The following is a 24,331-nucleotide window of genomic DNA, read 5'->3' on the forward strand; positions in this document are numbered from 1 at the left end:
TCTAGATGAAAATAACCATTATCATTCCTGCTCATAATGAAGAAGTATATCTAAAAGCTTGTTTGGATTCCTTTGTGTCCCAAACGACTCCTCCAAATGAACTTATTGTAGTCGATGATAATTCCAATGACTCCACGTTCACCATTGCTACAAAATTTGCAGAAAAATATAATTGGATCAAGGTTCTGCAAAACAATTCTACCAATGAACATATTCCAGGGAAAAAAGTGGTTGACACCTTTAATTTTGGTTTGAAATATGCCTCTGAATATGATTTATTGGGAAAATTTGATGCCGATATTATTCTCCCGCCCAATTATTTTGAAATTATGCGAAATCATTTTCAAAGCAATTGGAAATTGGGGATGTGTTCTGGTCTTTTGTATATAAAAAAAGACAATGATTGGGTCTATGAAAATATTGCCGATAAAAACCATATCCGTGGTCCCATAAAGCTATACCACAAAGCCTGTTTTAATAAAATAGGGGGCCTGCGGCCTGCAGTAGGTTGGGATACTGTAGACATACTTTTGGCCAAGTACCATGGCTTTGAAACCCTAACTGATACTTCGCTACATGTAAAACACCTCCGACCTACTGGGCAATCCTATTCCAATAAAAACAAATATGCTAAAGGGGAAGCTTTATACAAAATGAGATATAATCTTCCTTTAGCTAAACTGGCCGCCCTTAAAATGGCCTGGCAGGCCAAAAGTCCCTCACTTTATTTTTATACGGTTTTTGGGTATGTAAATGCCTGCCTAAAAAAAACTCCAAGATTTATCACAAAAGAAGAGGGTTCATTTATTAGAAAGCATAGATGGAAAGGGATATGGAAAAAGCTGCTTTAATTAATTTTTATTCCCATTATTTAAATAGATTTCATTAATAACTAATGCTGCTATTTCCTTAGTAATCTTTGTAGGTGAATTACAATCGCAATTGCTCAAACCAATAACATAGACATCTTCACTTGGTATATACACCCCCATTGATTTAAAACCAAATATACTGCCCCCATGTTCCATACTTAAAACTCCATTAATTTTTTTTAGATGCCATCCATAACCATAATCTATGTATTCCCCGTCATTTAAAGTGTAGTTGGTGTATGCCTTATTTATCGTATTTTGACTTACCAACACATTCTGGTTCAATGCTTCTTGCCATTTTAACAGGTCATCTACTGTAGACATGATTGAGCCTGATGCGTAAGGCAAGGTCAAACTGATATACATTTTATTGATATAATCATCTCTATAGTGATACCCTGAGGCTCTGTTTTTGATTACCTTGCTGTGACTGGCATATAGTGATGATTCCATGCCAATTTTTTGAAAAATATTTTTCTCAATATAATCTTTATAAGTAATCCCAGAAACTGACTCTATTATATACCCCAAAATAAAATATCCTGAATTAGTATACTTAAACTTTTCCCCAGGATTAAAATCCATTGGTTCATTTTTAAAAAAATCGATAAGCTCTAAAGGCGTTAAATCTTTTTTTGAAATATCCCGGAGAGCTTTCATGTTCGTAAAATTTTTTATTCCAGAAGTATGAGTCAGCAAATGATGTATTGTTATTTTTTTTCCATGAGATGGATAGTCTGGAATAAATTTTAAAATTTCATCATCCAAATCCAACATGCCCTTTTCCACAAGCACTAGAATAGCTATTGCCGTAAATTGTTTTGTCATTGAACCTATTTCAAAAACATTCTCTGGCCTCATTGGAACATTTAACTCTAGATTGGCTTTACCAAAAGCTTTTCTATATATAGGAATTCCATTTTTTGCAACTAAAAAAGCAGCTCCAGGAGCTGTTGATCTGTATTTTGATTCTAATAAACTATCTATTTTAGATTCTAAAAATTGTGAATTAGCTGTATGACAGAATTGAAAAAAAAGTATTGTCGCTACAATTACAAAGGGTTTTGAAAAAAGAAATACTTTCATATTTGATTATCTTCTTTAGGATTCTAAAGTAAGACGTCAATATAAAAGTTATGGTTACAAAAAACCACTTTAAATGATAAAGTGGTTCTCAAATTCCGATAGGAGGAGTATTGTAATACCTTATAGAATTTGTTCTTATTCCAAGACCTCAACAATGGGTTTCCCGGTGGTTCCATTTGGAAAAGCAATACCCAATAGAGCTGCTATGGTTGGGGCAATATCAGGAATTTCCGTACGCGCTACAGTACTGCCACTTTTAATTCCTTTCCCAAAGAACAATAGGGGTACATGGGTATCATATATTTGTGCTGATCCGTGTGTGGACCCTGTCTCTGAATAGTCTATATAACCTGGTTTTAAAACCATTAGAACATCTCCAGAGCGTTTTTGATTATAACCATTTTGTAATATATAAGGAATTCCACTTGTATATTGGTTTGCCCACATTTGTTCCGCTGTGTATACCCTGTCCACCGCCTCATAATTCAAAAGTTCCATGGCTATAGTTTCCTGGGCATCATCCAAATCCATATCCAAATTATCCACTACTTTATGGTCCAAGAAAACTTGCCCATTAGAAATGTTTTTTACAACATCCGTAGTTCCAAACTTAAACTTTAGAAACTCCATAAAGGTATCCTTCATAGAGCCCATACCTGTATTGCTGGTTGGTATCTTATTATCTTTTAAGTAGTTTGGAACATCTATAGCCCCATGGTCAGCCGTTAAAAATACGGTATATTCCCCTTCCCCCACTCGGGCATCCAGGGCATTAAAAAGTCGCTCCAAGTCCTTATCCAATCTTAAATAGGTATCCTGGACCTCCTTTGAATTCACTCCAAACTTATGACCAACATAATCCGTACTAGAAAAACTCACAGCTAAAAAATCTGTTATACCATCAATTCCCAAGCTTTCAGATTTTAATGCTTCCAAAGCAAAATCCGCCGTAATACTGTTTCCGTATGCTGTAGCCTTTAACATATCATACCCGTCATTTTTATCCCACAAACTCGACACGTCATGGGGAAAGGTGGATTTAGTCTCTCCTTCAAACAAACCTTCATACCTATTGGCATCAACTCCACTTTCTAAATAGGTATTAATATCTTTTAAAGTAGTCCAAGGTTTTTTATACTCATCAACACTTCGCTTGGCATTAAAATCTTTGACCCATTTGGGCAATTCATTCATATAGTAAGAACTGGTAATCCAATTCCCCTCATTTTCTCCATAAAACCAATAGGCTGCATTTGCTGTATGTCCACCTGGCAATACCGCTCCCCTATCTTTTAAAGCAATGGCAATGGTTTTGCCCCGCATTTGGGTATGCAACCTAAGTTGATCGGTAATAGTTGTTACATTCATTCTATGGGGAGACATTTGCCCCGCATTTGTCATTGTACCAATGGAAGTATAACTATCATCCGAAGCGCAATACACCTCTTTATCAATTTCCTTATCATACCAATTATTACCTATAATTCCATGCGTGGCAGGAGTGGTCCCGGTATAAACAGATGTATGTCCAGGACCGGTACTTGTTGGAGCATAATTAAAATGGTTGTTTTTGCAGATAAACCCTTCATTTACCATTCGCTTGAATCCGCCTTCTCCATAGTGGCTCCAAAATCTAGTTAGGTAATCATACCTCATTTGGTCCACAACAATACCAACGACCAATTTTGGAGAAGCCACTAAAGTTGTCTTAGTTTCAATTATGGGCTTAGTCTTGTTCTTTGATTTTCTTTGCCCCGTGACTTCATTCGTTGAAATGGTCAAGAAAAAAGCCAATAAATATACAAGGAATTTGTGTTTTGTCATCATAGAATTCTTATCGAAGTAAAATTAATTAAATAAAAGTTTAAAAGTTTAAATGAAGGTTAAATACCACCCATTATTGTTATTTTTACGCCAAGAAGTATATTTTTACTAAATGAGTTATATAGCATCTATAGGCAGCTATTTTATAATGATATGGGAGGTTTTTAAAAAACCCACAAAATGGCCAATAATGAGGTCATTGATATTGAAGGAAATAGATGAGCTTATATATGGTTCTTTGGGCATCATTATTTTTATTTCCTTCTTCATTGGAGGTGTTGTTTCCATACAAACTGCATTAAATATTACAAATCCTTTAATACCGCGAAACCTAATTGGCTTTGCGACAAGACAATCTGTAATTCTTGAATTTGCACCAACCTTCACGTCCATTATTATGGCAGGAAAGGTAGGCTCCTATATCACATCAAGCATAGGCACCATGAGGGTTACAGAGCAAATTGACGCTTTGGAAGTAATGGGTGTCAATTCCCTAAATTATTTAGTATTTCCTAAAATTATTGCCATGCTTATGTACCCTTTTGCCATTGCAATTGCCATGTATGTGGGTATTTTGGGAGGATGGATCGCAGGGGTTTTTGGAGGATTTAGTTCTAGTGCAGATTTTGTTGAGGGGCTACAACTAGATTTTATTCCCTACCACGTGGTATACTCCTTCATCAAAACCATTTTGTTTGCCTTGGTCATTGCAACTGTACCTTCTTTTCATGGTTATTACATGAAAGGCGGAGCTTTGGAAGTTGGTAAAGCAAGTACTACTGCCTTTGTATGGACCAGCGTGGTGATTATTATTCTAAATTATATTCTAACACAACTCCTTTTAGGCTAATGATAACGGTAGAAAACATACACAAGACTTTTGGAGACACCCATGTTCTCAAGGGAATATCTACAACTTTTGACACTGGAAAAACCAACCTAATCATTGGTCAAAGCGGTTCTGGAAAAACAGTTTTCTTAAAATGTCTGTTGGGGCTTTTTACCCCAGAGGAGGGAAGTATAGATTATGATGGAAAAACCTATTCTGAACTTACAAGTGCGGAAAAAAGGGATTTAAGACAAGAAATGGGCATGGTTTTCCAAGGTAGTGCCCTATTTGATTCTATGACTGTTGAAGGCAATGTTATGTTCCCTTTGGGAATGTTTACCAAACAGTCTAAATCTGAAATGCAAGATAGGGTGGGCTTTGTCTTAAAAAGGGTAAATCTTATTGACGCACATCATAAATACCCTTCCGAAATATCAGGTGGAATGCAAAAAAGGGTGGCCATTGCCAGAGCCATTGTAATGAACCCAAAATACCTATTTTGTGACGAACCCAATTCTGGCTTAGACCCAAAAACTGCTATTCTTATTGACAACCTAATCAAAGAAATCACAGAAGAATATGACATTACTACGGTCATCAATACTCATGATATGAATTCTGTCATGGAAATTGGGGAAAAGATTGTATTCCTAAAAAATGGCATAAAGGAATGGGAAGGCTCTAAAAATGAAATTTTTAAAACCGATAACGAAGCTGTGACGAATTTTGTGTACTCATCTGAGCTCTTTAAAAAAGTTCGCCAAATGTACATTGAGGAGCGTAATTAGTTTATTTAACCTGTATAGTACTGTCTTTTAAACGTAGTTTTAACCAATCACTTAGTTTTTTTGTATCCTCACTTAGTTTTTTATTATTTGATATATTTTTCCACTTAACCTCAAAGACAGGAACTGTATCAATTTTTTTAAAATCAGTTTTAATAGTTCTGGAAAACCCTAAAGATTCCAGGTTTTCATAATTCACTTTTGCCTCTGCACTAATTTCTGGAAATGGAATCTGGCTTGATGCCAATTTGCTCAATCCAGACAATTCCTCCTCCAACAAGCGAATTCTTTCATCCTTGTTGAGCAATTCGGCTTTTTTGGACTCGTACAGTTCATTCACGTAATTAAACTTCTCCTCAGAATCATCCCTGCCTCCTTGAACAACTTTTAACTCAGTATTTACCAGTTTAGAATAATTTGCTTTTTGAGCCCTCCACGTATCTATAACATTTTCTGGAATCAATTCATCCCCCATGCAAACCAATTCTATAACAGAATCTCCATTTTCATTATAGTCAATCTGTGTAAGATTGTCCATATATCTACCCCTATCTTTAAATTGATACACCCCTATTGTTTCGTTAATTAATTGACGCGCCTGAGCCATATATCTTGATTGCTGAAATACCTGATAAAAAGTTACACCAGCTGGAACCATTACCAATATTGCCAATAAAGAAGCTAATCTCCCTATTAATCTTCTTCTTTTGGAGTTAGCATAACGCACCATTGGAAATCGTAAAAACTTAATGACCAAAAAAGTGGCCAAACCAATAAAAATGGTATTTATAGTAAAGAGGTACATGGCTCCAAGGGCATATTCCCAATTTCCTATTGCCAATCCAAAACCTACTGTACATAAAGGTGGCATCAATGCAGTAGCAATGGCTACACCAAAAATAACACTGGCAATGGTTCCTTTTTTTGCCCTAGCAATTACCAAGGCCAATCCACCAAAAAAGGCAATCAATACGTCTCTTATATCTGGTGCGGTACGTGCCAATAGTTCCGATGACTCATCCCTCAAAGGAAATAAAGCAAAAAACAAATAGGCCGTAATAACACTCAGAACAACCATAACCGTAAAGTTTTTTAATGACCGTCTAAGAGTATCAATATCATTTATAGCAAGGGACATTCCCATTCCCAAAATAGGTCCCATGAGAGGGGAAATTAACATAGCACCAATAACTACAGCTGTTGAGTTGGCATTTAACCCTATTGAGGCAATAAAAATGGAACAAATCAGAATCCATGAGGTGTGACCTTTAAAGGGAATATCGGCAATAATGGATTCTTTGGTAGTATCCTGATCCGTATTTTTTCTTATGTCCAAAAGTTCCGTTAGAAATTTCCTGGAACTCCCCAACAATCCTTCAAAATCTTTTTTTACTTCCTCTCCACTATCTTCCGGATTAGTGAAACTTTTGTTTAAACCTTCACTCATATATTACGCATACTGGTCACCAAATGTGTCTTTGACTTTACCCAACACTTTTTTAATGTCTTGCTCTTTAGACTTGGGATAAATCAACAATACTTCTTCTTTATCAACAATAATATAGTCATTTAACCCATCTACCACTACTACTTTCCCCTTTGGAGAACGAATCATGTTCCCTTGGGCATCTTCACATAAGACTTTACAGTTTACAACCGCATTGTTGCTTTTGTCCTTATCCAATTTATCGTACAAAGAGCCCCAAGTTCCCAAGTCGTTCCAGTCAAAAGTTGCAGGTAGTACATAAATTGATTTGGACTGTTCCAAGATAGCATAATCTATGGAAATATTCTCTGCTTTAGGGTAATTTTCATTTATAAAAACCTGTTCCTCAGATGTATTATAATAAGCCATTCCTTTTTCAAATAGCCTAAATTGTTCTGGTTGATATTCTTTAAATGCATTTACGATAGAATTTACACTCCACATAAAAATCCCTGCATTCCATAAAAAATTACCTTGGGCCAAAAAATCTTTTGCGGTTTCATAATTCGGCTTTTCTCTAAACTGATTTACTTTTTTTAATTCAGAGGCACTTTCCTTTTCAAACTCTATATAACCAAATCCTGTGTTCGGAAAAGTTGGTTTAATTCCCAGTGTACATATAACTTCCTCATTTTCACATTTGGCAAAACAAGTAATTACATCTTTGGCAAAGGCATCCTCATCTTCAATCCAATGATCACTTGGTGCCACAATCATCACTGCATTTGGGTTTTCTTTTTGAATTTTTAAGGCTGCATACAATATACAAGGCGCTGTGTTTCTCATGGCAGGCTCCAAAACCACTTGTCTCTGTTCCACCATAGGTAATTGTTCCAATACCAATTCGTTGTATCGTTCATTGGTTAGAATCAATATATTTTCTGACGGAACAAATTTATTGAGCCTTTTAAATGTTTTTTGAATTAAGGTGTCGCCAGTTCCCAACATATCATGGAACTGTTTAGGGTTTTCTGATGTGCTTACAGGCCAAAATCTTGAGCCAACGCCCCCGGCCATTAGAACTGCATAATAATTTTTATTCATCATTTTATTTTAATCTGATATTAATTCCACTTCTGCATTGGGTTGAAATAAATATAATTTTCCCGTCGCCAGTTCCATACACTCATATCTTTTAACCCTCTTATTTCCTTTTTTGAATGTTTTCCCATTATAAATTCGAAATATACTTCCAAAAGGCAATTCAAAAACGTAGGATTTTTCTTTATGTTGTACATCGAACTGTTTCAAAGCTAAAGATAAATTGGCATCTGTTCCGCTACTTGCCTTAGGATTTCTAAAATGATTTGCCAAAATGGGCAATAACTTGGATGGAAAGACCTCTGGTCTTATAAATGGCAGCATTAAATATTGAAACGTCCGTTTCCATTCCAATCCATGGGGCTTTATTTTTCTTCCATATTTCTCAAATGCCACCAAATGTGCAATTTCATGAATCAATGTAATTAGAAAACTATATTTATTGGAAGTCGCATTTACTGTTATTTGGTGAAGTCCATTGGGCAACCTTCTATAATCACCATGTCTAGTAACCCTTTGGTTCACAATCTTAAGATTGACCTCATACTGCTTAATGAGTCCAAAACATGGTTCCACTGCTCTTTCTGGAATATATTTTTGAAGGGTTCCCTCCATTTAAGGTGTACTATTACTTACCTGTAGCAATTTTCCATTATAAAGTTTATGCCCTGTTAAGGCAAATTCTTTTATATATTCTGCCATTTGCAATGCCGTCGTTGGCGCCTGATACCCTGGAAAAGCCTCTTCCAACATTTCTGTTTGTACTGCTCCAAGTGCCAGTACATTAAATGATGGGCCCGTACTTTTGTATTCTTCTGCCAATAACTCCGTAAGCGTTATTAAAGCTCCTTTACTAGAGCTATAAGCGGACAATCCAGAAAATTTTAAACTTCCTTGCACACCACCCATAGAACTTATATTTACAACATGTCCGTTTTCTCCCATTTTAGGCAATACCCTTTTGGTGATTTCGGCTACTCCAAAAACATTCACTTCATATACCCTCATAAAATCCTCCAAAGAGGTTTCAGAAAAAGGTTTGCTAGTTAACTTACCAGCATTATTAATTAGTACATCCACAGTAGGCATAAACGTTTCCAAAAAATCACTCAATTTTTCCAAATGTTCGGGAACGGACAAATCAAAAGGAAAGCTCACAATGTTAGGATCCTTTAAATTTTTTATAGGTTCTTCATTTCTGGATAGTGCCAATACTTTATGCCCATCATTTGCCAAAAGTTTAGTGAGCTCAAAACCAATCCCTCTACTGGTCCCCGTTATTACGATGTTAGCCATTAGTAATATTTTACTTCTTTAATTTTAGAATTGACTATTCCTTCAATCACAGGAACAGCTTTGTTTACTAGTTCGGCTATATGCCTAAAATCCATTAAGGAAACTTCATCACCCACTTTATGGTAATGGTCAAAATTTGTAAAATCAAAAGTGCAATATGTTTGTGAAGGAACTCCAAATTCTTGATGAAAAGGATAATTATCTGAACGTTGAAATAAATTGAACTCCTTTGCCGTAGGCAAAAATCCAACCAGTTTGCTTTCTGCATACTTATTGCTAACCTCTGCTAAATTCGAATTTTCATAGCCCGTTACGTACATAAAATAATCTTTGTCAACCAAAGGAACACCGACCATTTCAAAATTGAGCATGGCATACAAATCAAGATTTTGTTTCTTTAGCTTTTGTGCGAGATGCTTGGAGCCCAATAGACCTTTCTCTTCTGCACTGAACAAAGCAAAAATAATACTTCGCTTATTACTTTTGGCATTTCCAAAATATCTTGCTAATTCCAGAACTGTTGTGGTTCCAGATGCATTATCATTTGCGCCATTGGCAATAGTATCTCCATTTTCTGCACCTATCTCTCCAATATGGTCGTAATGTGCTCCAATAATTATGAATTCTTTCTTTAGCTCTTCGTCATTCCCTTCGACCACACCAACAACATTGAAAGCCGTTTTTTCAAAATTTGACAACGTGTCTCTGTAAGACAAAAAATAAGGTGCAATATGATTGGTTTTGAAAACACCTTCTATAAAACTTGCGGCTTTTTCTATCCCTTCGCTTCCAGAATCCCTTCCTTTTAATTCATCTGAAGCCAAAAAGCCAATAATTTCACTGACTTTTGCCTTATTTGAAAATTCCAAAACAGAAGGTGTACCCTTTTTATACTTTGAAGTGACAGGAATAAAACTTTCCGCCTTTTGCTCCTGAACTGTCATCGTGGGATTCGGTTCAGCTGCTATATTCTCTACATCGGTTTTAACCATGTTAGACGAGCCACAAGACATTAAAACCGTCAAGGCCCATATTCCTATTATTTTTTTCATCTACTAAATTTTAGTTTTTAAAGATAAAAAAAGCATCTCAAACCCAATGAGATGCTTTTTTAAATATACTATAATCTTCTATATAAACAACTAGGCCAACATCGTTACCGGGTTCTCCAAAAATGCCCTTAATGTTTGCAAAAATTGAGCGCCGGTGGCACCATCTACCGTTCTATGATCACAAGCCAAAGTAACTTTCATAGTACTACCAACAACAATTTCCCCATTTTTCACTACTGGTTTTTCCACTATAGCTCCAACAGATAAAATTGCCGAATTAGGTTGATTGATAATTGAAGTGAATTCTAAAATTCCAAACATTCCTAAATTGGACACAGTAAATGTACTGCCTTCCATTTCCGCTGGAGTCAATTTTTTATTTCTTGCCCTTCCTGCCATATCCTTCACAGTAGCACCAATTTGCATTAATCCCAATTGATCCGCAAATTTCACTACTGGTACAACTAAACCATCCGGCACAGCCACGGCCACACCCATATGTATATGGCGATTGTATATCATGGCATCAGCACTCCATGTAGTATTTACCTGGGGGTGTTTTTTAAGAGCCATTGCACAGGCTTTTAAGACCATATCATTAAAAGACACCTTGGTGTCTGGCAAACTATTTATTTGAGCCCTTGATGCTTTTGCATTGTCCATATCCACCTCAATAGTCAAATAGTAATGGGGTGCACTGAACTTTGATTCACTCAATCGTTTGGCTATCACCTTACGCATTTGTGAATTTTTAACTTCTTCGGTGATTTCTTCACCAACAGGCAAAGATATTGGTGCTATTGCAGCACTTACATTTTCCTTACTTTCTGAAACAGCAACTGCTTTCGAAGGCTGATAATTTTCAATGTCTTTTTTGATTATTCTTCCATGGTCACCTGTTCCATTAACTTTAGATAGGTCCACTCCTTTCTCCTGAGCTATTTTCTTGGCCAATGGTGATGCCAAAATACGACCTCCACTACTAGATGTTGCAACAACAGCAACCGGAGCTTCTGGTTTTGTTTCCGCAACTGCTGCAGGAGTTTCATTAGATGAAATTTCCTTCTTGCCTTCAGATGGTTTTGCACTTAATACTCTATCCACATCTGTCCCTTCAGGACCAATCACAGCCAATACAGAATCAACCGGAGCAGATTCCCCTTCTTGTATTCCTATGTACAACAAAGTTCCAGAATAAAAAGATTCAAACTCCATTGTTGCTTTGTCCGTTTCTATTTCGGCCAATATATCTCCTTCTTCAACCGCATCACCCACTTTTTTTAGCCATGAAGCAACCGTACCTTCTTCCATGGTATCGCTCAAACGTGGCATTTTTATAATCTCCACACCTTCGGGAATAACAGTAGAATTTGCGCTTTCAGATTTTTCCTCGGCAACTTCAACTTCTTTTAGAGTTTCCTCTTTGGTTTCAACTGAAGCCGAACCATTTAAAAGCCCAGAAATATCTTCTCCTTCATCACCAATAATTGCTAAAAGAGAATCTACCGGTGCCCCATCCCCCTCTTGGATACCAATATGCAATAGGGTTCCTTCATGGAATGACTCAAATTCCATTGTAGCTTTATCAGTTTCAATTTCGGCCAATATATCTCCCTCTTCAACCTTATCTCCAACATTTTTTAACCACTTAGCCACAGTACCTTCTTCCATGGTATCACTAAGTCTCGGCATATTTATTACTTCAGCCATCTACTTATAATTTATGTTGTAAAAATGGATAGTCCTCTTGTTCATAAACCATATCATAAAGTTGGCTTATTGGCGGATATTCTGATTCTTCGGCAAACTTCTCACACTCAGAAACTTTATCTTTGACCCTTTTATTAATTGTCTTGATTTCATCATCAGAAGCATATTCCTTTTCTTTAATGATATCCAAAACTTGAGTTATAGGATCTATTTTTTTGTATTCCTCAACCTCATCTTTTGTTCTATAATGTTGAGCATCCGACATGGAATGACCTCTATACCTATAGGTTTTCATTTCCAAGAAAGTAGGTCCGCCACCACTTCTTGCTCTTTCTATAGCTTTACTCATCTCTTTTGCAACTGTCACTGGATCCATCCCGTCAACAGGTCCGCAAGGCATTTCATACCCTAATCCCAATTTCCATATTTCAGTTGAATATGAAGTTCGTGCAACTGATGTTCCCATTGCATAACCATTATTCTCACAAACAAAAACCACAGGCAATTGCCATAACATTGCCAAGTTAAAAGTTTCATGTAAAGAACCCTGTCTAACAGCACCATCACCCATATAACAAATAGTTACTCCATCTCGTTTAAAGTATTTATCGGCAAATGCCAATCCCGCACCTAAGGGAATTTGCCCACCAACAATACCATGGCCTCCATAAAAACCTTTCTCCTTAGAAAAAATATGCATGGAACCTCCCATTCCCTGTGATGTTCCGGTAACCTTTCCATACAGTTCGGCCATAACTCTTTTAGGGTCCACACCCATACCGATAGGCTGTACATGGTTTCTATATGCCGTAATCATTTTATCTTTGGATAAGTCCATAGCGTGTAATGCACCAGCCAAAACAGCTTCTTGTCCATTATACAAGTGAAGAAATCCTCTAACCTTCTGTTGTATGTACACTGCGGCAAGTTTATCTTCAAACTTCCTCCAGAACAACATATCCTCATACCACTTTAGATAAACTTCTTTGGTGATTTTTTCCATTAATCTTTAAATTTATTTTGTAGAATATTTGCTGAAACGAAAAACAAAAATACACATTAAATCAATAGCGAAAAAAAATTGATTGAAAAGCTTTTATTCTAAATCAGCCCTCTAAAAAAAAATAAAATATTCTAAAAATTTTGTGAAATATGAAGTATATTGTCTATTTCAAAAAGGAATTATCAAAGGCAAAAGGAAGGATATCTGAAAGAGAATTACATTTTATAATTTCACCTGTCTCACCCATCATAAAAATAGATATCGAGCTTTTTTGTTTTTGTTCATACTCAGCAATAGATTGTCTACAATTACCACAAGGAGCCGCTGGCCTATCCACAACATAATTTACAGATGTAGCTGTTATTGCCAATGAATCAATCCTTACTCCTGGATATAAAGCTCCTGCTTGAAAAATGGCAACCCGTTCTGCACAAAGACCTGATGGATAAGATGCATTTTCTTGATTGCTGCCAATCACCACCTTTCCATTTTCCAATAGGACAGCCGCACCGACTTTAAAATTTGAATAGGGGGCGTATGCACTTTCTCTTGCTTTCACCGCAGTATTCATTAATTCTTGATTACCAATTGGTAGTTCATTCAATGAATTAAAAATTATATACTCAAAAACTGATTTTACTTTTTTCATATCAATGATTAGTTTCCAAAAATAACAAAACCTGCCAATTGGCAGGTTTTGTTATTGTATATTATTAAGTGAATTAATCATTTATAAATTCTTCTCCTAAATTAAAAGTAAGGGAAAATCTTAGTGTATTCTCCAAGGGGTTCCTAACTTGTGATGTTGAGAACAAGTATGATAAATCCACTTGCGCAGCTTTAAACTTAAATCCAGCTCCCAAAGTAAAAAACTTCCTAGAGCCCTTTTCTTCGCTTTCATTAAAATACCCTGTTCTAAGCATAAATGCATCTTGATAAGAATATTCCGCACCAAAAGCCCATGTAAATTCTTTTAATTCTTCACTAAATCCATCTGGGGCATCCCCAAAAGATTCAAAAACACCATTCAAGAACCCTATATTTTGATACTCTGTGTTATCTTCAGAATCTATATCACCATCACCATCAAAATCTCTTGGAGTGGGCACCAAAAGTTTATTGAACTCAGTAGTCAATCCCAATTTATTATCGGGGTCAAAAATAAAATCAAACCCTCCTCCAAATTTTAAATTGGTTGGCAAAAAGTTTTGTTGCCCTCCTTCGTCATATTGAATTTTACCTCCCAAATTAGAAAGATTAAAACCAGCTCTCCAGCGACCATCAAAGCTATTATACGCTATTTCCCTAGAACGATAAAAACCTGCCACATCCACAGCAAAAGCGTTTGCCGCTTGAGAATCACTAGCACTTTCTTGAAACTTAAGATTAGAACTAATGAATCTACCGGCAACAGCCATAGAAAATGTTGGGCTTAATTTTAAGGAGTAAGAACCATCCAATGCAAATTCGTTTGGCTTTACTATTCTAGCAGTCTCATCCACTGTCTGCCTCAATTCAATCTCACCAAGACCAAAATACCTAAGACTCACAGCAAAAGCACTTCTATCATTTAATTTATTGAAATAATTAGCATTCAATAAGGAAATATCTGTCACTATACTTTCCAAATAAGGTGTATAACTAACGCCTACACCCATTTTACTTTCAGCAAAAGCAAACTTGGCTGGGTTCCATTGTTGGGAAAATGCATCCATTGATGTAGCCACCCCCATATCTCCCATACCTGCAGATCTGGCGTCAGCAGCTATAGTTAAAAAAGGGACTGCCGTTGTGATTACTCTATCTTCTTGGGCCGTTATCTTGCAAGCGATAACCAATAAAGCCAATGTCAATATTTTTTTCATGTATGGTCTTAAAAAAATTTGTTATGCAAAAAACATAAACTAATGATTATAAATCAAATAATTTAGATGTATTACCAGTAAACGACGTTTTTAACATTATCTTATGTGTAAGGCGAATATATTTTCAAAAACTCGATATAATACCCTTGATCTTTGATGATTTTTTCATTTTAACTACCCTGTCCATACTAGAAAACATCTTATGCCGTTATGTTTTTAGAAATGATGTGCTATTGTGCATGATTATTTACCAAAATATTTTTTTAATTGATAAAATATTATGCCTAAATAGTCGTTTTATATGCCGAAAGTGTTATAAATAAATAAAAATCAAGCTAGCCATTGGGCAGTAAACATATTGAACTCAAGTCCTAATTATGAAAAAACCATTTATTAAAGTTATACTTTCTTGTGCAGTGATTACTGCGAGTTTTACAAGTTGTAAAAACTCCTCTTCAGGATCGTCTAAAAATGTCTCAAGAGCCACAGGTTGGAAAATCAATGCCAAAGAAGGCGGTTTTCAGTATAATTCTGACTTCAAAGAACAAGAAACTGCACCAGGCCTTGTTTTTATTGAGGGAGGTACATTTACAAAAGGTAAAGTACAAGATGATGTAATGCACGATTGGAACAACACGGCTACATCTCAACATGTTCAATCCTTTTATATGGATGAAACTGAGGTGACCAATGTAATGTATTTGGAATATTTGGATTACTTGAAAGCGGTATATCCTCCAGATAACCCAAAATATGCCAATATATACAAAGGAGCTCTTCCTGACACCTTAGTATGGAGAAACCGATTGGGATTCAACGAAACCATGACCAATAATTACTTAAGACACCCCGCATACGCCGAATATCCAGTTGTTGGGGTTAATTGGATTCAAGCAACCCAATTTGCCGAATGGCGTACAGATCGTGTCAATGAGGTCATGTTAGAAAGAGAAGGATATTTAACCTCTGATGCAAAATACAAAGCTTTGGGTGGTGAAACTGATATTGCTTTTAACACTGAAACTTATTTGAATAGGCCAGATGCCGTTTATGGCGGAATGATTGATTCCCTCCAAGGAAAACAGAAAAAAGATTCTTTATCTGTTTATGCAAAAAGAAGTAGTGGTGTTATTTTACCAGAATATAGACTTCCAACAGAAACTGAGTGGGAATACTCAGCTCAAGCACAAGTTGGCTCAAGAGAATATAACAACTATAGAGGTAGAAAAAAATATCCATGGGAAGGTGATTACACCCGTAATGGTCAACGTGTTGGCCGAGGGGACCAATTGGCCAATTTTAAACAAGGAAAAGGAGATTATGGTGGAATTGCGGGATGGTCTGATGATGGAGCGGATATTACTGCCGAAGTAAAGTCGTACAAACCAAATGATTTAGGCTTATATGATATGGCTGGAAATGTTTCGGAATGGGTTGCCGATGTATACAGACCTATTGTTGATGACGAAGTAAGTGACTTTAACTACTACAGAGGAAATGTTTATATGAAAACAGCCATTGGCGAAGATGGTAAAGTTGATGTTCTAAAGGATAATATTGTATATGACACTTTGCCCAATGGCAAGATAGTTGCCTTAAACCTACCTGGTGAAATTAAAATGGTTCCCGTAGGCGAAGAAGAGACTTACCTTAGAACTAATTTCTCTTCCAGTGACAACAGAGGATATAGAGATGGTGAGCCTGGTTCTTCTAGATTTTATGATCGATTTAATGATGAAGATGAAGACCCTCAGAACCAAAGAAAAATGTACAATTCTCCAAGCCATAGAGTTGAAAAGGATTCCTTGGGTAATTTAATACGTGAATATGACAAATCTAACAATAGAACTACATTGATAAACGATGAAGTAAGAGTCTTCAAAGGTGGTTCATGGAGAGATAGAGCATATTGGCTAGACCCAGCACAAAGAAGATATTTACCACAATATATGGCAACAGATTATATAGGTTTTAGATGTGCCATGTCTAGGGTAGGCTCAAAATCCAAAACAAAAAACAAAACAGTAAGAGGAAAAAAAGCTAAATAAAGTTTTTTAACATAAGAATAAAAAGCCCTTTTCTAAAAGGGCTTTTTTTATATCTTAGATTTATGACTATAGATAATCTGCACAACCTTTTTTTAGAATATCCAACCGTTTGTACGGACACGAGAAAAATAAAGAAAAACAGCATTTTTTTTGCTCTCACTGGTGAGAACTTCAATGGAAACAAATTTGCCTTAAAAGCCATTGAAAACGGCGCTGAATACGCAATTATAGATGAGGAGGAATACATGGTTTCAGACAAAACCATATTAGTGAACAATGTATTAAAAACCCTTCAAGAACTATCGGAGTATCATAGAAATCATTGTACAGCCAAAATAATTGCCTTGACCGGTAGCAATGGAAAAACAACTACCAAGGAGTTGATTAACTCCGTACTTTCAAAAAAGTACCAAACAATAGCTACAGAAGGCAATTTAAACAACCATATTGGAGTACCATTGACGCTACTTAAAATTACTCCCAATACAGAAATCGCCATTGTGGAAATGGGTGCAAATCATTTGGGGGAAATAGAATTTTTATGTAAAATAGCAAAGCCTGACTATGGTTATATCACAAATTTTGGAAAGGCACACTTAGAAGGCTTTGGAGGCATAGAGGGTGTAATAAAAGGGAAAAGTGAATTATATAATCATTTAATATCTGGCAAGAAAAATATCTTCTTAAATGGAGATGATCCTATTCAGAAAGAAAAGCTAGGAAATTATATTAAAAAAATTGGGTTCAGCGCCCATAATCAGAAATACTACATTATAACTTTACAGGATTCCAGTCCATTTATATCCTTACAATTTGAAAACACCATAGTTAATACCCAACTAATTGGAAACTATAATTTCACCAATTGTTGTGCCGCTATTTTAATTGGTAAATATTTTAACATCCCCCTTAATGATATTAGAAGTGCAATCGAAGAGTATAATCCAAAAAATAATCGATCACAAATAATCAACAAGAATGGGCATCATGTTATTTTAGATGCATATAATGCCAATCCATCCAGCATGAAGGTTGCATTAGAAAATTTTTACAATATAGATAGGGAAAATAAAATATTGTTTTTAGGAGACATGTTCGAACTTGGTAAATATGCAGAAGTAGAACATCAAGCTATAGTAGATTTAATTACCAAACTAAAATTTGAAAAAGTATTTTTAATAGGAGAGAATTTTCACAAGACCAACTCTACTTTCACAAAACTTAAATCCTATGATGATTTAAGGGAGGCCTTGAAAAGCATTATTTTAAAAAACAACACCATTCTTATTAAAGGTTCACGTGGAATGGCTTTGGAGAGAATTTTGGACTTTCTTTAGAACAGTGAATATTATACTAATATGCTAACTCTTTTGTCGCTTTATTATTTAGATTTTTTTTGTATTCTACAGCATTCAATTCTAGAACATCTTCGCCAACATTCTCAAAATCACATATAAAATTTTTCCCCTCAAATTCAAAGTAACCCGTATCTCCTTTTTCTAAATTAAAAAACTTAATACAACCATTGGCAATTCTGGAAATTGCCATACCACCATTTAAACATGCCCAACTATAATTTAAATTCTGAATTCTAAAAGGAAGTCTCTCACCAGGATAAAGGTTTATACTCCAAAGTTTAAAACAGTCATCTTCAAATAAAAGTTTCTGCCCAAGTGATATACTTAAATAACTTTTTCGAAGCTCGTTAAGCCTACTTACTTCCCACGGATCAAAATTTCCTACTGGATTCAACTCTACACTTTTCATTGATAAAATTTTTAAACCAACGCTTTAATCAATTGAATTTAAACTAAATACAAGCGTATCGATTTATTATTTTGAGGGCGCAAAAATACAACAAAGAAAGTCCTTAAAAAGCTTTTTTTATAAAAAAAATGACTTTTAAGAGTTTAGGGATGTCATTTTAAAATTTTGAAGAAAAGAAAATGAATTCGAACTAATGACCTCAACCTTGGCATAATCATGCCTCTTAGTGGAGTGTATTGGATTCGAACCAACGACCCCCGCCCTGTCAAGGCGGTGCTCTAAACCAACTGAGCTAACACTCCAAACAAAACTTAATTTAGTTGTCTAACAACCGACTTGGCTAATATCCCAATTATATATTAATAAATGAAATCTTAGACCAAAAATCCCTGTAGGAATTCCTACAGGGATTAAATTTATTATTTAAAGTTGTGCTTAACTAGTTAGCCTCAAATCTTACATTATCGATTGCAAAATTTAATAACATTGCCACTTCACCATCATCGAATGCCATACCAAACTCTTGATTGACAGCACCAAAATCTGGTTGTCCAAGTACAGATAGGGGAATAGTAACCGTGGTCCAACCACCTGTATCATATGGCTCCCCGGTGTCATTCCAAGGCGCCCAATCGTAAAAAGCATCCACAGCATCGCTATGGAACCTTATTTTAAAAGTGCCTGCAGATATCGGTTCCAGTGTATATATATCAAACTTCAATGAATAATCATCTATGTTTGTACCCACTGTGCTAGCTCCGTTGAATGTTCCAGCATCATTTCTCCAGAACATATCATTCCATCCCCCTCCGGATGAAGTAAGGTTAGCTCTACCATAAGATGATCCATCCAAACTTATTGATGCATCGTTTTCCGCAGCAACTGCTCCCCACCATGCGCCATTGGCATCCCAATCAAAAAATACCAAATCTGTATCTGCAACAGGGTCAGGACCTCCACAACTATAACCTGGAGCATCAAACCTTACATTGTCAATGGCAAAATTCAACAATATTGGAGCTTCACCATCATCGAAAGCCATACCAAACTCCTGATTAACTTGGCTGAAATCTGGTTGACCGAGAACAGATAAAGGAATTTCAACGGTAATCCAATTACCTTCTGTATCCAAAGCTTCACCAGTATCACTCCATGGAGCCCAGTCATAGAATGCGTCTACAGCATCGCTATGAAATCTTAATTTAAAAGTTCCTTCAGAAATTGGAGTCAATGTATTGATGTCAAATTTCAATACATAATCATCCAAGTTAGAACCTACTGTGCTCGCACCATTAAATGTACCTGCATCATTCCTCCAGAACATGTCGTTCCATCCACCACCTGATGTGGTTAAATTAGCCCTACCATAACTTGACCCATCTATACTTATAGATGCATCACTCTCAGCAGCAACTGCACCCCACCATGCACCATTGGCATCCCAATCGAAGAATACTAAATCTGGATCACCTACAGGATGAGGACCGCTACAACTATCAGTTTCAATTCCAAGGGCACTTACCAGTGCATCTGGAACCATAACTCTATTAATTTCATGGATAATACCATTGGAAGCACCAATATTAGCATTTACCAAACCCGAAGGAATTGCTTCTTCAAAAGAGGGTTTTAATCTTGGTTCATCTCCGCTTAAATCTACGGTAAATCCATCCCCATATATTGTGGTCACAACACCTCCATCAATTAAATTACTTGACATTAACTGTCCTGAAACCATTTGATATTCCAATAAGTCTTTTAGCAATGCTATCTCCTCTGGAGTATCAAAGTCAGCTAAACTTTCAAAATTACCAATCAATGCAAAAAGAGCAACAAAACCATCATTATTTGGTGCAAAAACTGTTAAATCGGCATCTTCCGCTGCTAATACATCCGTTAAACCTGCAAGTTCAGCAGCCTCTACAAAGGTGGAGAAACCCCTATCTTCTGACCTTTCGACCAAATTCAAATTAGCACTCAATACAGATTGGAAAACGGCCTCAGGCAGTAATACCTTATCAATACCATGTACAACACCGTTTACTCCTTGGACATCTGTTAAGACAATACTTCCATTATCATAGGAAGCATCGTCTATTGTACCATCTGTAACATTAAACATTTCACCTTGCATAGTTGTAAGGTCACCATCAACCAATTCGGCCAACATATTCTCACCTGTTAGGGCATGGTACATAACTACTCGTTCCAAAACTTCCGTTGGCACGTCACTAAGACTTGCCCAACCAAATGCTCCATTTACAATGGCCATGAAAGATTCAAAAGCTGCATTGTTGGGAGCAAAAAGAGTAAATGGTCCTGCTCCGTTCAAGGTTTCATCAATACCAGAAAGCTCCAATGCTTCAGCAAAACTGGAAAAATCTGGGTTGGCCATGGCATGATCAACAACCGTTGCAGGTGCCAAAAGGCCGTTCACAACATGTAAAACACCATTGGTGGCGCCAATGTCGGTCATACCATCCACACCTGAGGCAACACCATTAACCAACAGACCAGAATCAACATTTACAAACATACTAAGGTTGGTTTCATCTGGACCAATAGCCATTGTTGTCACATATCCTGTTGCCATAGAGGCAACAAAGTCGGCGGTTACCGTAGGCACAACATGATTCATCAAAAAATTATCAAGCTCAGCCTCACTCATACCTGAAACATCTACACCATTAAAGGCCTCATTCTGAGGAGCAAAAAATGTATATGTTGTTGTTGTCCTTAGTATGGAATCAACACCTGATTGACCCAATGCTCCGGACAAATTAGATAGCTGAGTATTTTCGGCTGTCAATTCTGCAATTGTCAAGGGGTTAATTTCACCTGTGGGGGCGAAAAAAGCTTCGTCATCTTCATTACAAGCAGTAACAAAGAATCCTATTGCCGCCACAAATAAAAACCCATATATAATTTTGGATATTTTCATCATATTTTTTTTAATAGTTAGTTATATTTTTATTTACTACATATAAGTTTTATAGGAATCCAAAATCATCAACGTAGAAAATATATTGTGGCAAGCCAGTATTAGATGATTCTTGAAAATCCATTCTTGTAATATTATCCGGAGCGCCGCCGCTAGGATAAAATTCCGATAAAGGAATTACAAATTTTGTCCATTCCCCAGGCACTAATACTAAATTAACAGTTGCATCAAAATCATTTAATGCCAAGTTCACTGAATCTCCCGGTGCTCCAGTTCCATAAATAGAAACCGTAATTGAATCATAATCATCAAAAGCAAATCCTGCTGGTGGGTAAAAAGTCAATCCAGACCACGGTTCTCTTATACTTTTAATAGATGTAGTACCTGTGGCTTGTTCTGTTGAAAGCAAATCATGTGTTCCTCCCCATTCTCCAGTACTCCAATCTGCATTTAGTCCATCAATATAGATTGAATAGTTAAACCCGTAAGATTCTGACTGAGCAGTTGCGCCACCAGAGGTAGTTAAAAAAATAAAAGCCTGTTCCACTCCGGCAGGTACTGCAACGATAACCTCGCCGGCAGTTATATCCAATATGTCCGCAGGTCTTTCGACTAAATTACCATCTTCTTCATTTCCAGTATTAAAACTTACATCTGTTGTGTTGGTAAAATCACCTCCAATTAATTTAACCGCCTTCTGCCCTTCATAGGTCAATTCCTCAAAGGTCTCAATGGTCAAGATTGAGAAGGGGTAGTTTATTATACCCCCCTCGGTCTCCAATCTCATAATATTGTTCTGGCCTAAAAAAGGTGTTTCCCTTGAAATAGATACAAAGGCAACCGTATTGGTTGATAAAGCTGGTTGAAAAAATCCTGGAAAACCATTAAAAGTAATTGATTTAATTGTTTCCAGGTTTTCACCCCTAATGATATAAGTTCCTTCTAAAGTTCCTTGTGTAACCGCTTGATCTTCTCTTGCTTCACTAACACTGTTAATTTTTGGAGGACCTGCATCTCCCCTAAGTATTGGATCCACATCATTAAATTCACTTCCACAAGAAATTAACAAAGCCAATCCCAATAGGGACATAAAAACCTTATTCAAGTTAATTTTTATTGTACTATTATTTTTCATAATCAATAATTTTTTGAATTAATAAAATGGGACAGGTGCTTCTAACAATGCAGGATTGTTTTGTGTCTCTGTTGTTGGGTAGGGAAACAACAAATCAGCCTCAGTTGCCGTAAATAACTCCGAAACTACCTCACCAGTGTCATTGTCAATAGTTCCACGATCACTATTGCTCAAGAATTCAACTGCCGCAGCTGGCCCTAGTCTTACAACATCATACCAGAATTCAAACTCAAAAGCCAATTCCAGCCTTCTTTCTCTAAAAATATCATCCAAATCTGGGCTAGGGTCTTCATCAAGACCAGCTCTTAACCTAACTTTATTGTATGAATCCACACCATCAGCAATAGAACCTCCACCTTTAAGGGCAGCTTCAGCATGTATCAACAACAAGTCTGCATATCTTAATATATATGTATTACCAAAAGTGGTTGTTTGTCCACTTCCGTCATCACGTAAAGTAGCTTCAGCAGAGCCAACCACATATTTCTTAACAAAATGGTCACTGCCCTGAGCGTCCGCATTGTCCGGCACAACATACCCCCCATTTACATCTGGATATTCTGCCCCTCTTCTCATAAAGGTTGCATAATAGCGTACATCCTCATCTTGATCCTCATAAGCAGCTAAAATATCTGGTGATGGGCCAATTGCAGACCAACCGTCTCCTCCACCTGTAAAACTTGATGGACCAAAAAGTGACTGAAGACCATTCCCCTCTCCATAACTTGGTGAAGCCGTCCACTGCAATGCAAAAATTGACTCCGTATTGTTGTCGTTTTCACCCTTGAACAAATCATAATAACTTCCTGAAGCATCACTGTCTGCAAACTTCGAATCTCCACCATAGAGCATAAATTCTCCACTATTGATTACCTCACTCGCCATCTGAAAAGCCTCATTATTGTTACCCAAATACAAATTGACTTTGGCCAACATTGCTTTTGCCCCGTTTGATGAAACTCTACCTGGATCTGAAGCTTTAGTACTTGTAAGGTTATCAACAGCATATTCAAGGTCTTCAGAAATAAACCTATAAATATCTGATACCGTATTTCGTGGAACAATAGGCTCCAATACATATTTGTTATTATCATCAATAATAGGAACAGAACCAAAAATGCGAACCAAATAAAAATATGCCGTAGCTCTAATAAATCTTGCTTCGCCAATTGCATTGTTGACTACAGATGTAGGCACCTCTTCACCAACAGCTTCTGGCAAGGTATTAATTACCGTATTAGATTGACCCACTACAGAGTATAAAGATTCCCAAGCCTGTGTTAGTGTGGAGTGGTTTCCGTTTATAGCAAAATTTGTAAAATCCGCATTTCTGGGATCCCAAGTACGTCCATTTCCCGAACTTAGCTCTCCAATAGTCCAGATGGTGTTTGCGTTAAAATTAAACCATGGATTGGAGTACAAAGAATTTGTACTTGCAACCACCTGATCGGTTGTCTTAAAAAAATCGTCAACGTTGTATGAATCTTCAGTAGGACGATCTAAAAACTCATCACTACATGAAAACAATGCCAGTGTAACTACTGCACTTAAAATAAATCGTGTTCTTAATAAATTAATACTCATAGCTAAT

At 36.5% G+C, this 24,331-nt stretch carries 20 protein-coding genes and 1 tRNA gene; 5 read left to right on the forward strand and 16 right to left on the reverse strand.

Features of this window, described 5'->3' with window-relative positions:
- Positions 1-5 precede the first annotated feature (5 nt).
- Positions 6-851: a glycosyltransferase gene (locus GGR42_RS16110; protein ID WP_167966229.1), complete on the forward strand. Its 846-nt coding sequence runs from the start codon at positions 6-8 to the stop codon at positions 849-851.
- Here GGR42_RS16110 and GGR42_RS16115 read toward each other — a convergent pair whose 3' ends face one another.
- Both GGR42_RS16115 and pafA read right to left on the reverse strand, forming a co-directional pair.
- Positions 852-1,958, reverse strand: a complete 1,107-nt coding sequence (locus GGR42_RS16115; protein ID WP_167966233.1) for a serine hydrolase domain-containing protein — start codon at positions 1,956-1,958, stop codon at positions 852-854. It abuts the gene before it with no gap.
- Between the two features lie 135 nt (positions 1,959-2,093).
- Positions 2,094-3,782, reverse strand: a complete 1,689-nt coding sequence (pafA, locus tag GGR42_RS16120) for an alkaline phosphatase PafA (protein WP_394352769.1) — start codon at positions 3,780-3,782, stop codon at positions 2,094-2,096.
- Between the two features lie 112 nt (positions 3,783-3,894).
- Here pafA and GGR42_RS16125 point away from each other — a divergent pair, with 112 nt between their 5' ends.
- Positions 3,895-4,632 carry an MlaE family ABC transporter permease gene (locus tag GGR42_RS16125; protein WP_167966238.1) on the forward strand — a complete coding sequence of 246 codons (738 nt, stop codon included), beginning with the start codon at positions 3,895-3,897 and terminating at the stop codon, positions 4,630-4,632.
- Positions 4,632-5,399 carry an ABC transporter ATP-binding protein gene (locus GGR42_RS16130; protein WP_167966249.1) on the forward strand — a complete coding sequence of 256 codons (768 nt, stop codon included), beginning with the start codon at positions 4,632-4,634 and terminating at the stop codon, positions 5,397-5,399. Before GGR42_RS16125 ends, GGR42_RS16130 begins: the two co-directional genes overlap by 1 nt.
- Before the next feature lies 1 nt (position 5,400).
- Here the strand turns inward: GGR42_RS16130 and GGR42_RS16135 are convergent, their stop codons facing one another.
- The 9 genes from GGR42_RS16135 to porV form a co-directional block, all read right to left on the reverse strand.
- Entirely contained in the window at positions 5,401-6,843 is a 1,443-nt protein-coding gene (locus tag GGR42_RS16135; protein WP_167966251.1) for a DUF389 domain-containing protein, read from the reverse strand.
- A gap of 3 nt (positions 6,844-6,846) precedes the next feature.
- A complete protein-coding gene (locus GGR42_RS16140; protein WP_167966439.1) occupies positions 6,847-7,926 on the reverse strand; it encodes a mannose-1-phosphate guanylyltransferase in 1,080 nt (359 codons plus the stop codon).
- A gap of 9 nt (positions 7,927-7,935) precedes the next feature.
- A complete protein-coding gene (locus GGR42_RS16145) occupies positions 7,936-8,538 on the reverse strand; it encodes a SprT-like domain-containing protein (RefSeq protein ID WP_167966253.1) in 603 nt (200 codons plus the stop codon).
- Positions 8,539-9,219, reverse strand: coding sequence for an SDR family NAD(P)-dependent oxidoreductase (locus GGR42_RS16150; RefSeq protein ID WP_167966255.1), 681 nt, complete (start codon positions 9,217-9,219; stop codon positions 8,539-8,541).
- On the reverse strand, positions 9,219-10,271 hold the full coding sequence (locus GGR42_RS16155) for a M28 family metallopeptidase (RefSeq protein ID WP_167966257.1): 1,053 nt from the start codon (positions 10,269-10,271) through the stop codon (positions 9,219-9,221). The genes GGR42_RS16150 and GGR42_RS16155 overlap by 1 nt, the downstream gene beginning before the upstream one ends.
- 90 nt (positions 10,272-10,361) lie before the next feature.
- The gene (locus GGR42_RS16160; protein ID WP_167966259.1) at positions 10,362-11,981 is read right to left on the reverse strand and encodes a pyruvate dehydrogenase complex dihydrolipoamide acetyltransferase; all 1,620 of its coding nucleotides are present in this window, start codon (positions 11,979-11,981) and stop codon (positions 10,362-10,364) included.
- A 4-nt stretch (positions 11,982-11,985) separates the two neighbouring features.
- Positions 11,986-12,984, reverse strand: a complete 999-nt coding sequence (pdhA, locus tag GGR42_RS16165) for a pyruvate dehydrogenase (acetyl-transferring) E1 component subunit alpha (RefSeq protein ID WP_167966261.1) — start codon at positions 12,982-12,984, stop codon at positions 11,986-11,988.
- Positions 12,985-13,147: 163 nt separating this feature from the next.
- Positions 13,148-13,633 carry a cytidine deaminase gene (gene cdd, locus GGR42_RS16170; RefSeq protein WP_167966263.1) on the reverse strand — a complete coding sequence of 162 codons (486 nt, stop codon included), beginning with the start codon at positions 13,631-13,633 and terminating at the stop codon, positions 13,148-13,150.
- A 73-nt stretch (positions 13,634-13,706) separates the two neighbouring features.
- Positions 13,707-14,849: a type IX secretion system outer membrane channel protein PorV gene (gene porV / locus GGR42_RS16175; protein WP_167966265.1), complete on the reverse strand. Its 1,143-nt coding sequence runs from the start codon at positions 14,847-14,849 to the stop codon at positions 13,707-13,709.
- 377 nt (positions 14,850-15,226) lie between these two features.
- Here porV and gldJ point away from each other — a divergent pair, with 377 nt between their 5' ends.
- Both gldJ and GGR42_RS16185 read left to right on the forward strand, forming a co-directional pair.
- Positions 15,227-16,897, forward strand: coding sequence for a gliding motility lipoprotein GldJ (gldJ, locus tag GGR42_RS16180; protein ID WP_167966270.1), 1,671 nt, complete (start codon positions 15,227-15,229; stop codon positions 16,895-16,897).
- 62 nt (positions 16,898-16,959) lie between these two features.
- Positions 16,960-18,234: a UDP-N-acetylmuramoyl-tripeptide--D-alanyl-D-alanine ligase gene (locus tag GGR42_RS16185; protein WP_167966272.1), complete on the forward strand. Its 1,275-nt coding sequence runs from the start codon at positions 16,960-16,962 to the stop codon at positions 18,232-18,234.
- A gap of 16 nt (positions 18,235-18,250) precedes the next feature.
- On the opposite strand, the gene GGR42_RS16190 is transcribed toward GGR42_RS16185, so the two are convergent.
- The 5 genes from GGR42_RS16190 to GGR42_RS16210 form a co-directional block, all read right to left on the reverse strand.
- Positions 18,251-18,664, reverse strand: a complete 414-nt coding sequence (locus tag GGR42_RS16190; protein WP_167966274.1) for a hypothetical protein — start codon at positions 18,662-18,664, stop codon at positions 18,251-18,253.
- 227 nt (positions 18,665-18,891) lie between these two features.
- Positions 18,892-18,966: transfer RNA gene (locus tag GGR42_RS16195), tRNA-Val, on the reverse strand.
- Between the two features lie 137 nt (positions 18,967-19,103).
- Positions 19,104-21,608: a glycan-binding surface protein gene (locus GGR42_RS16200; RefSeq protein WP_167966276.1), complete on the reverse strand. Its 2,505-nt coding sequence runs from the start codon at positions 21,606-21,608 to the stop codon at positions 19,104-19,106.
- Positions 21,609-21,654: 46 nt separating this feature from the next.
- On the reverse strand, positions 21,655-22,740 hold the full coding sequence (locus GGR42_RS16205; RefSeq protein ID WP_167966278.1) for a hypothetical protein: 1,086 nt from the start codon (positions 22,738-22,740) through the stop codon (positions 21,655-21,657).
- An 18-nt stretch (positions 22,741-22,758) separates the two neighbouring features.
- Positions 22,759-24,324 carry a RagB/SusD family nutrient uptake outer membrane protein gene (locus GGR42_RS16210; protein ID WP_167966280.1) on the reverse strand — a complete coding sequence of 522 codons (1,566 nt, stop codon included), beginning with the start codon at positions 24,322-24,324 and terminating at the stop codon, positions 22,759-22,761.
- Positions 24,325-24,331: the final 7 nt, after the last annotated feature.

It is taken from the genome of Saonia flava, assembly GCF_011927795.1.
GTDB lineage: Bacteria > Bacteroidota > Bacteroidia > Flavobacteriales > Flavobacteriaceae > Saonia > Saonia flava.

Excerpts from the sequence above, each read along its gene's own strand:
- GGR42_RS16110 (WP_167966229.1), top strand. The coding sequence starts at position 6 with ATGAAAATAACCATTATCATTCCTGCTCATAATGAAGAAGTATATCTA.
- GGR42_RS16115 (WP_167966233.1), bottom strand. The coding sequence starts at position 1,958 with ATGAAAGTATTTCTTTTTTCAAAACCCTTTGTAATTGTAGCGACAATA.
- pafA (WP_394352769.1), bottom strand. The coding sequence starts at position 3,782 with ATGACAAAACACAAATTCCTTGTATATTTATTGGCTTTTTTCTTGACC.
- GGR42_RS16125 (WP_167966238.1), top strand. The coding sequence starts at position 3,895 with ATGAGTTATATAGCATCTATAGGCAGCTATTTTATAATGATATGGGAG.
- GGR42_RS16130 (WP_167966249.1), top strand. The coding sequence starts at position 4,632 with ATGATAACGGTAGAAAACATACACAAGACTTTTGGAGACACCCATGTT.
- GGR42_RS16135 (WP_167966251.1), bottom strand. The coding sequence starts at position 6,843 with ATGAGTGAAGGTTTAAACAAAAGTTTCACTAATCCGGAAGATAGTGGA.
- GGR42_RS16140 (WP_167966439.1), bottom strand. The coding sequence starts at position 7,926 with ATGAATAAAAATTATTATGCAGTTCTAATGGCCGGGGGCGTTGGCTCA.
- GGR42_RS16145 (WP_167966253.1), bottom strand. The coding sequence starts at position 8,538 with ATGGAGGGAACCCTTCAAAAATATATTCCAGAAAGAGCAGTGGAACCA.
- GGR42_RS16150 (WP_167966255.1), bottom strand. The coding sequence starts at position 9,219 with ATGGCTAACATCGTAATAACGGGGACCAGTAGAGGGATTGGTTTTGAG.
- GGR42_RS16155 (WP_167966257.1), bottom strand. The coding sequence starts at position 10,271 with ATGAAAAAAATAATAGGAATATGGGCCTTGACGGTTTTAATGTCTTGT.
- GGR42_RS16160 (WP_167966259.1), bottom strand. The coding sequence starts at position 11,981 with ATGGCTGAAGTAATAAATATGCCGAGACTTAGTGATACCATGGAAGAA.
- pdhA (WP_167966261.1), bottom strand. The coding sequence starts at position 12,984 with ATGGAAAAAATCACCAAAGAAGTTTATCTAAAGTGGTATGAGGATATG.
- cdd (WP_167966263.1), bottom strand. The coding sequence starts at position 13,633 with ATGAAAAAAGTAAAATCAGTTTTTGAGTATATAATTTTTAATTCATTG.
- porV (WP_167966265.1), bottom strand. The coding sequence starts at position 14,849 with ATGAAAAAAATATTGACATTGGCTTTATTGGTTATCGCTTGCAAGATA.
- gldJ (WP_167966270.1), top strand. The coding sequence starts at position 15,227 with ATGAAAAAACCATTTATTAAAGTTATACTTTCTTGTGCAGTGATTACT.
- GGR42_RS16185 (WP_167966272.1), top strand. The coding sequence starts at position 16,960 with ATGACTATAGATAATCTGCACAACCTTTTTTTAGAATATCCAACCGTT.
- GGR42_RS16190 (WP_167966274.1), bottom strand. The coding sequence starts at position 18,664 with ATGAAAAGTGTAGAGTTGAATCCAGTAGGAAATTTTGATCCGTGGGAA.
- GGR42_RS16200 (WP_167966276.1), bottom strand. The coding sequence starts at position 21,608 with ATGATGAAAATATCCAAAATTATATATGGGTTTTTATTTGTGGCGGCA.
- GGR42_RS16205 (WP_167966278.1), bottom strand. The coding sequence starts at position 22,740 with ATGAAAAATAATAGTACAATAAAAATTAACTTGAATAAGGTTTTTATG.
- GGR42_RS16210 (WP_167966280.1), bottom strand. The coding sequence starts at position 24,324 with ATGAGTATTAATTTATTAAGAACACGATTTATTTTAAGTGCAGTAGTT.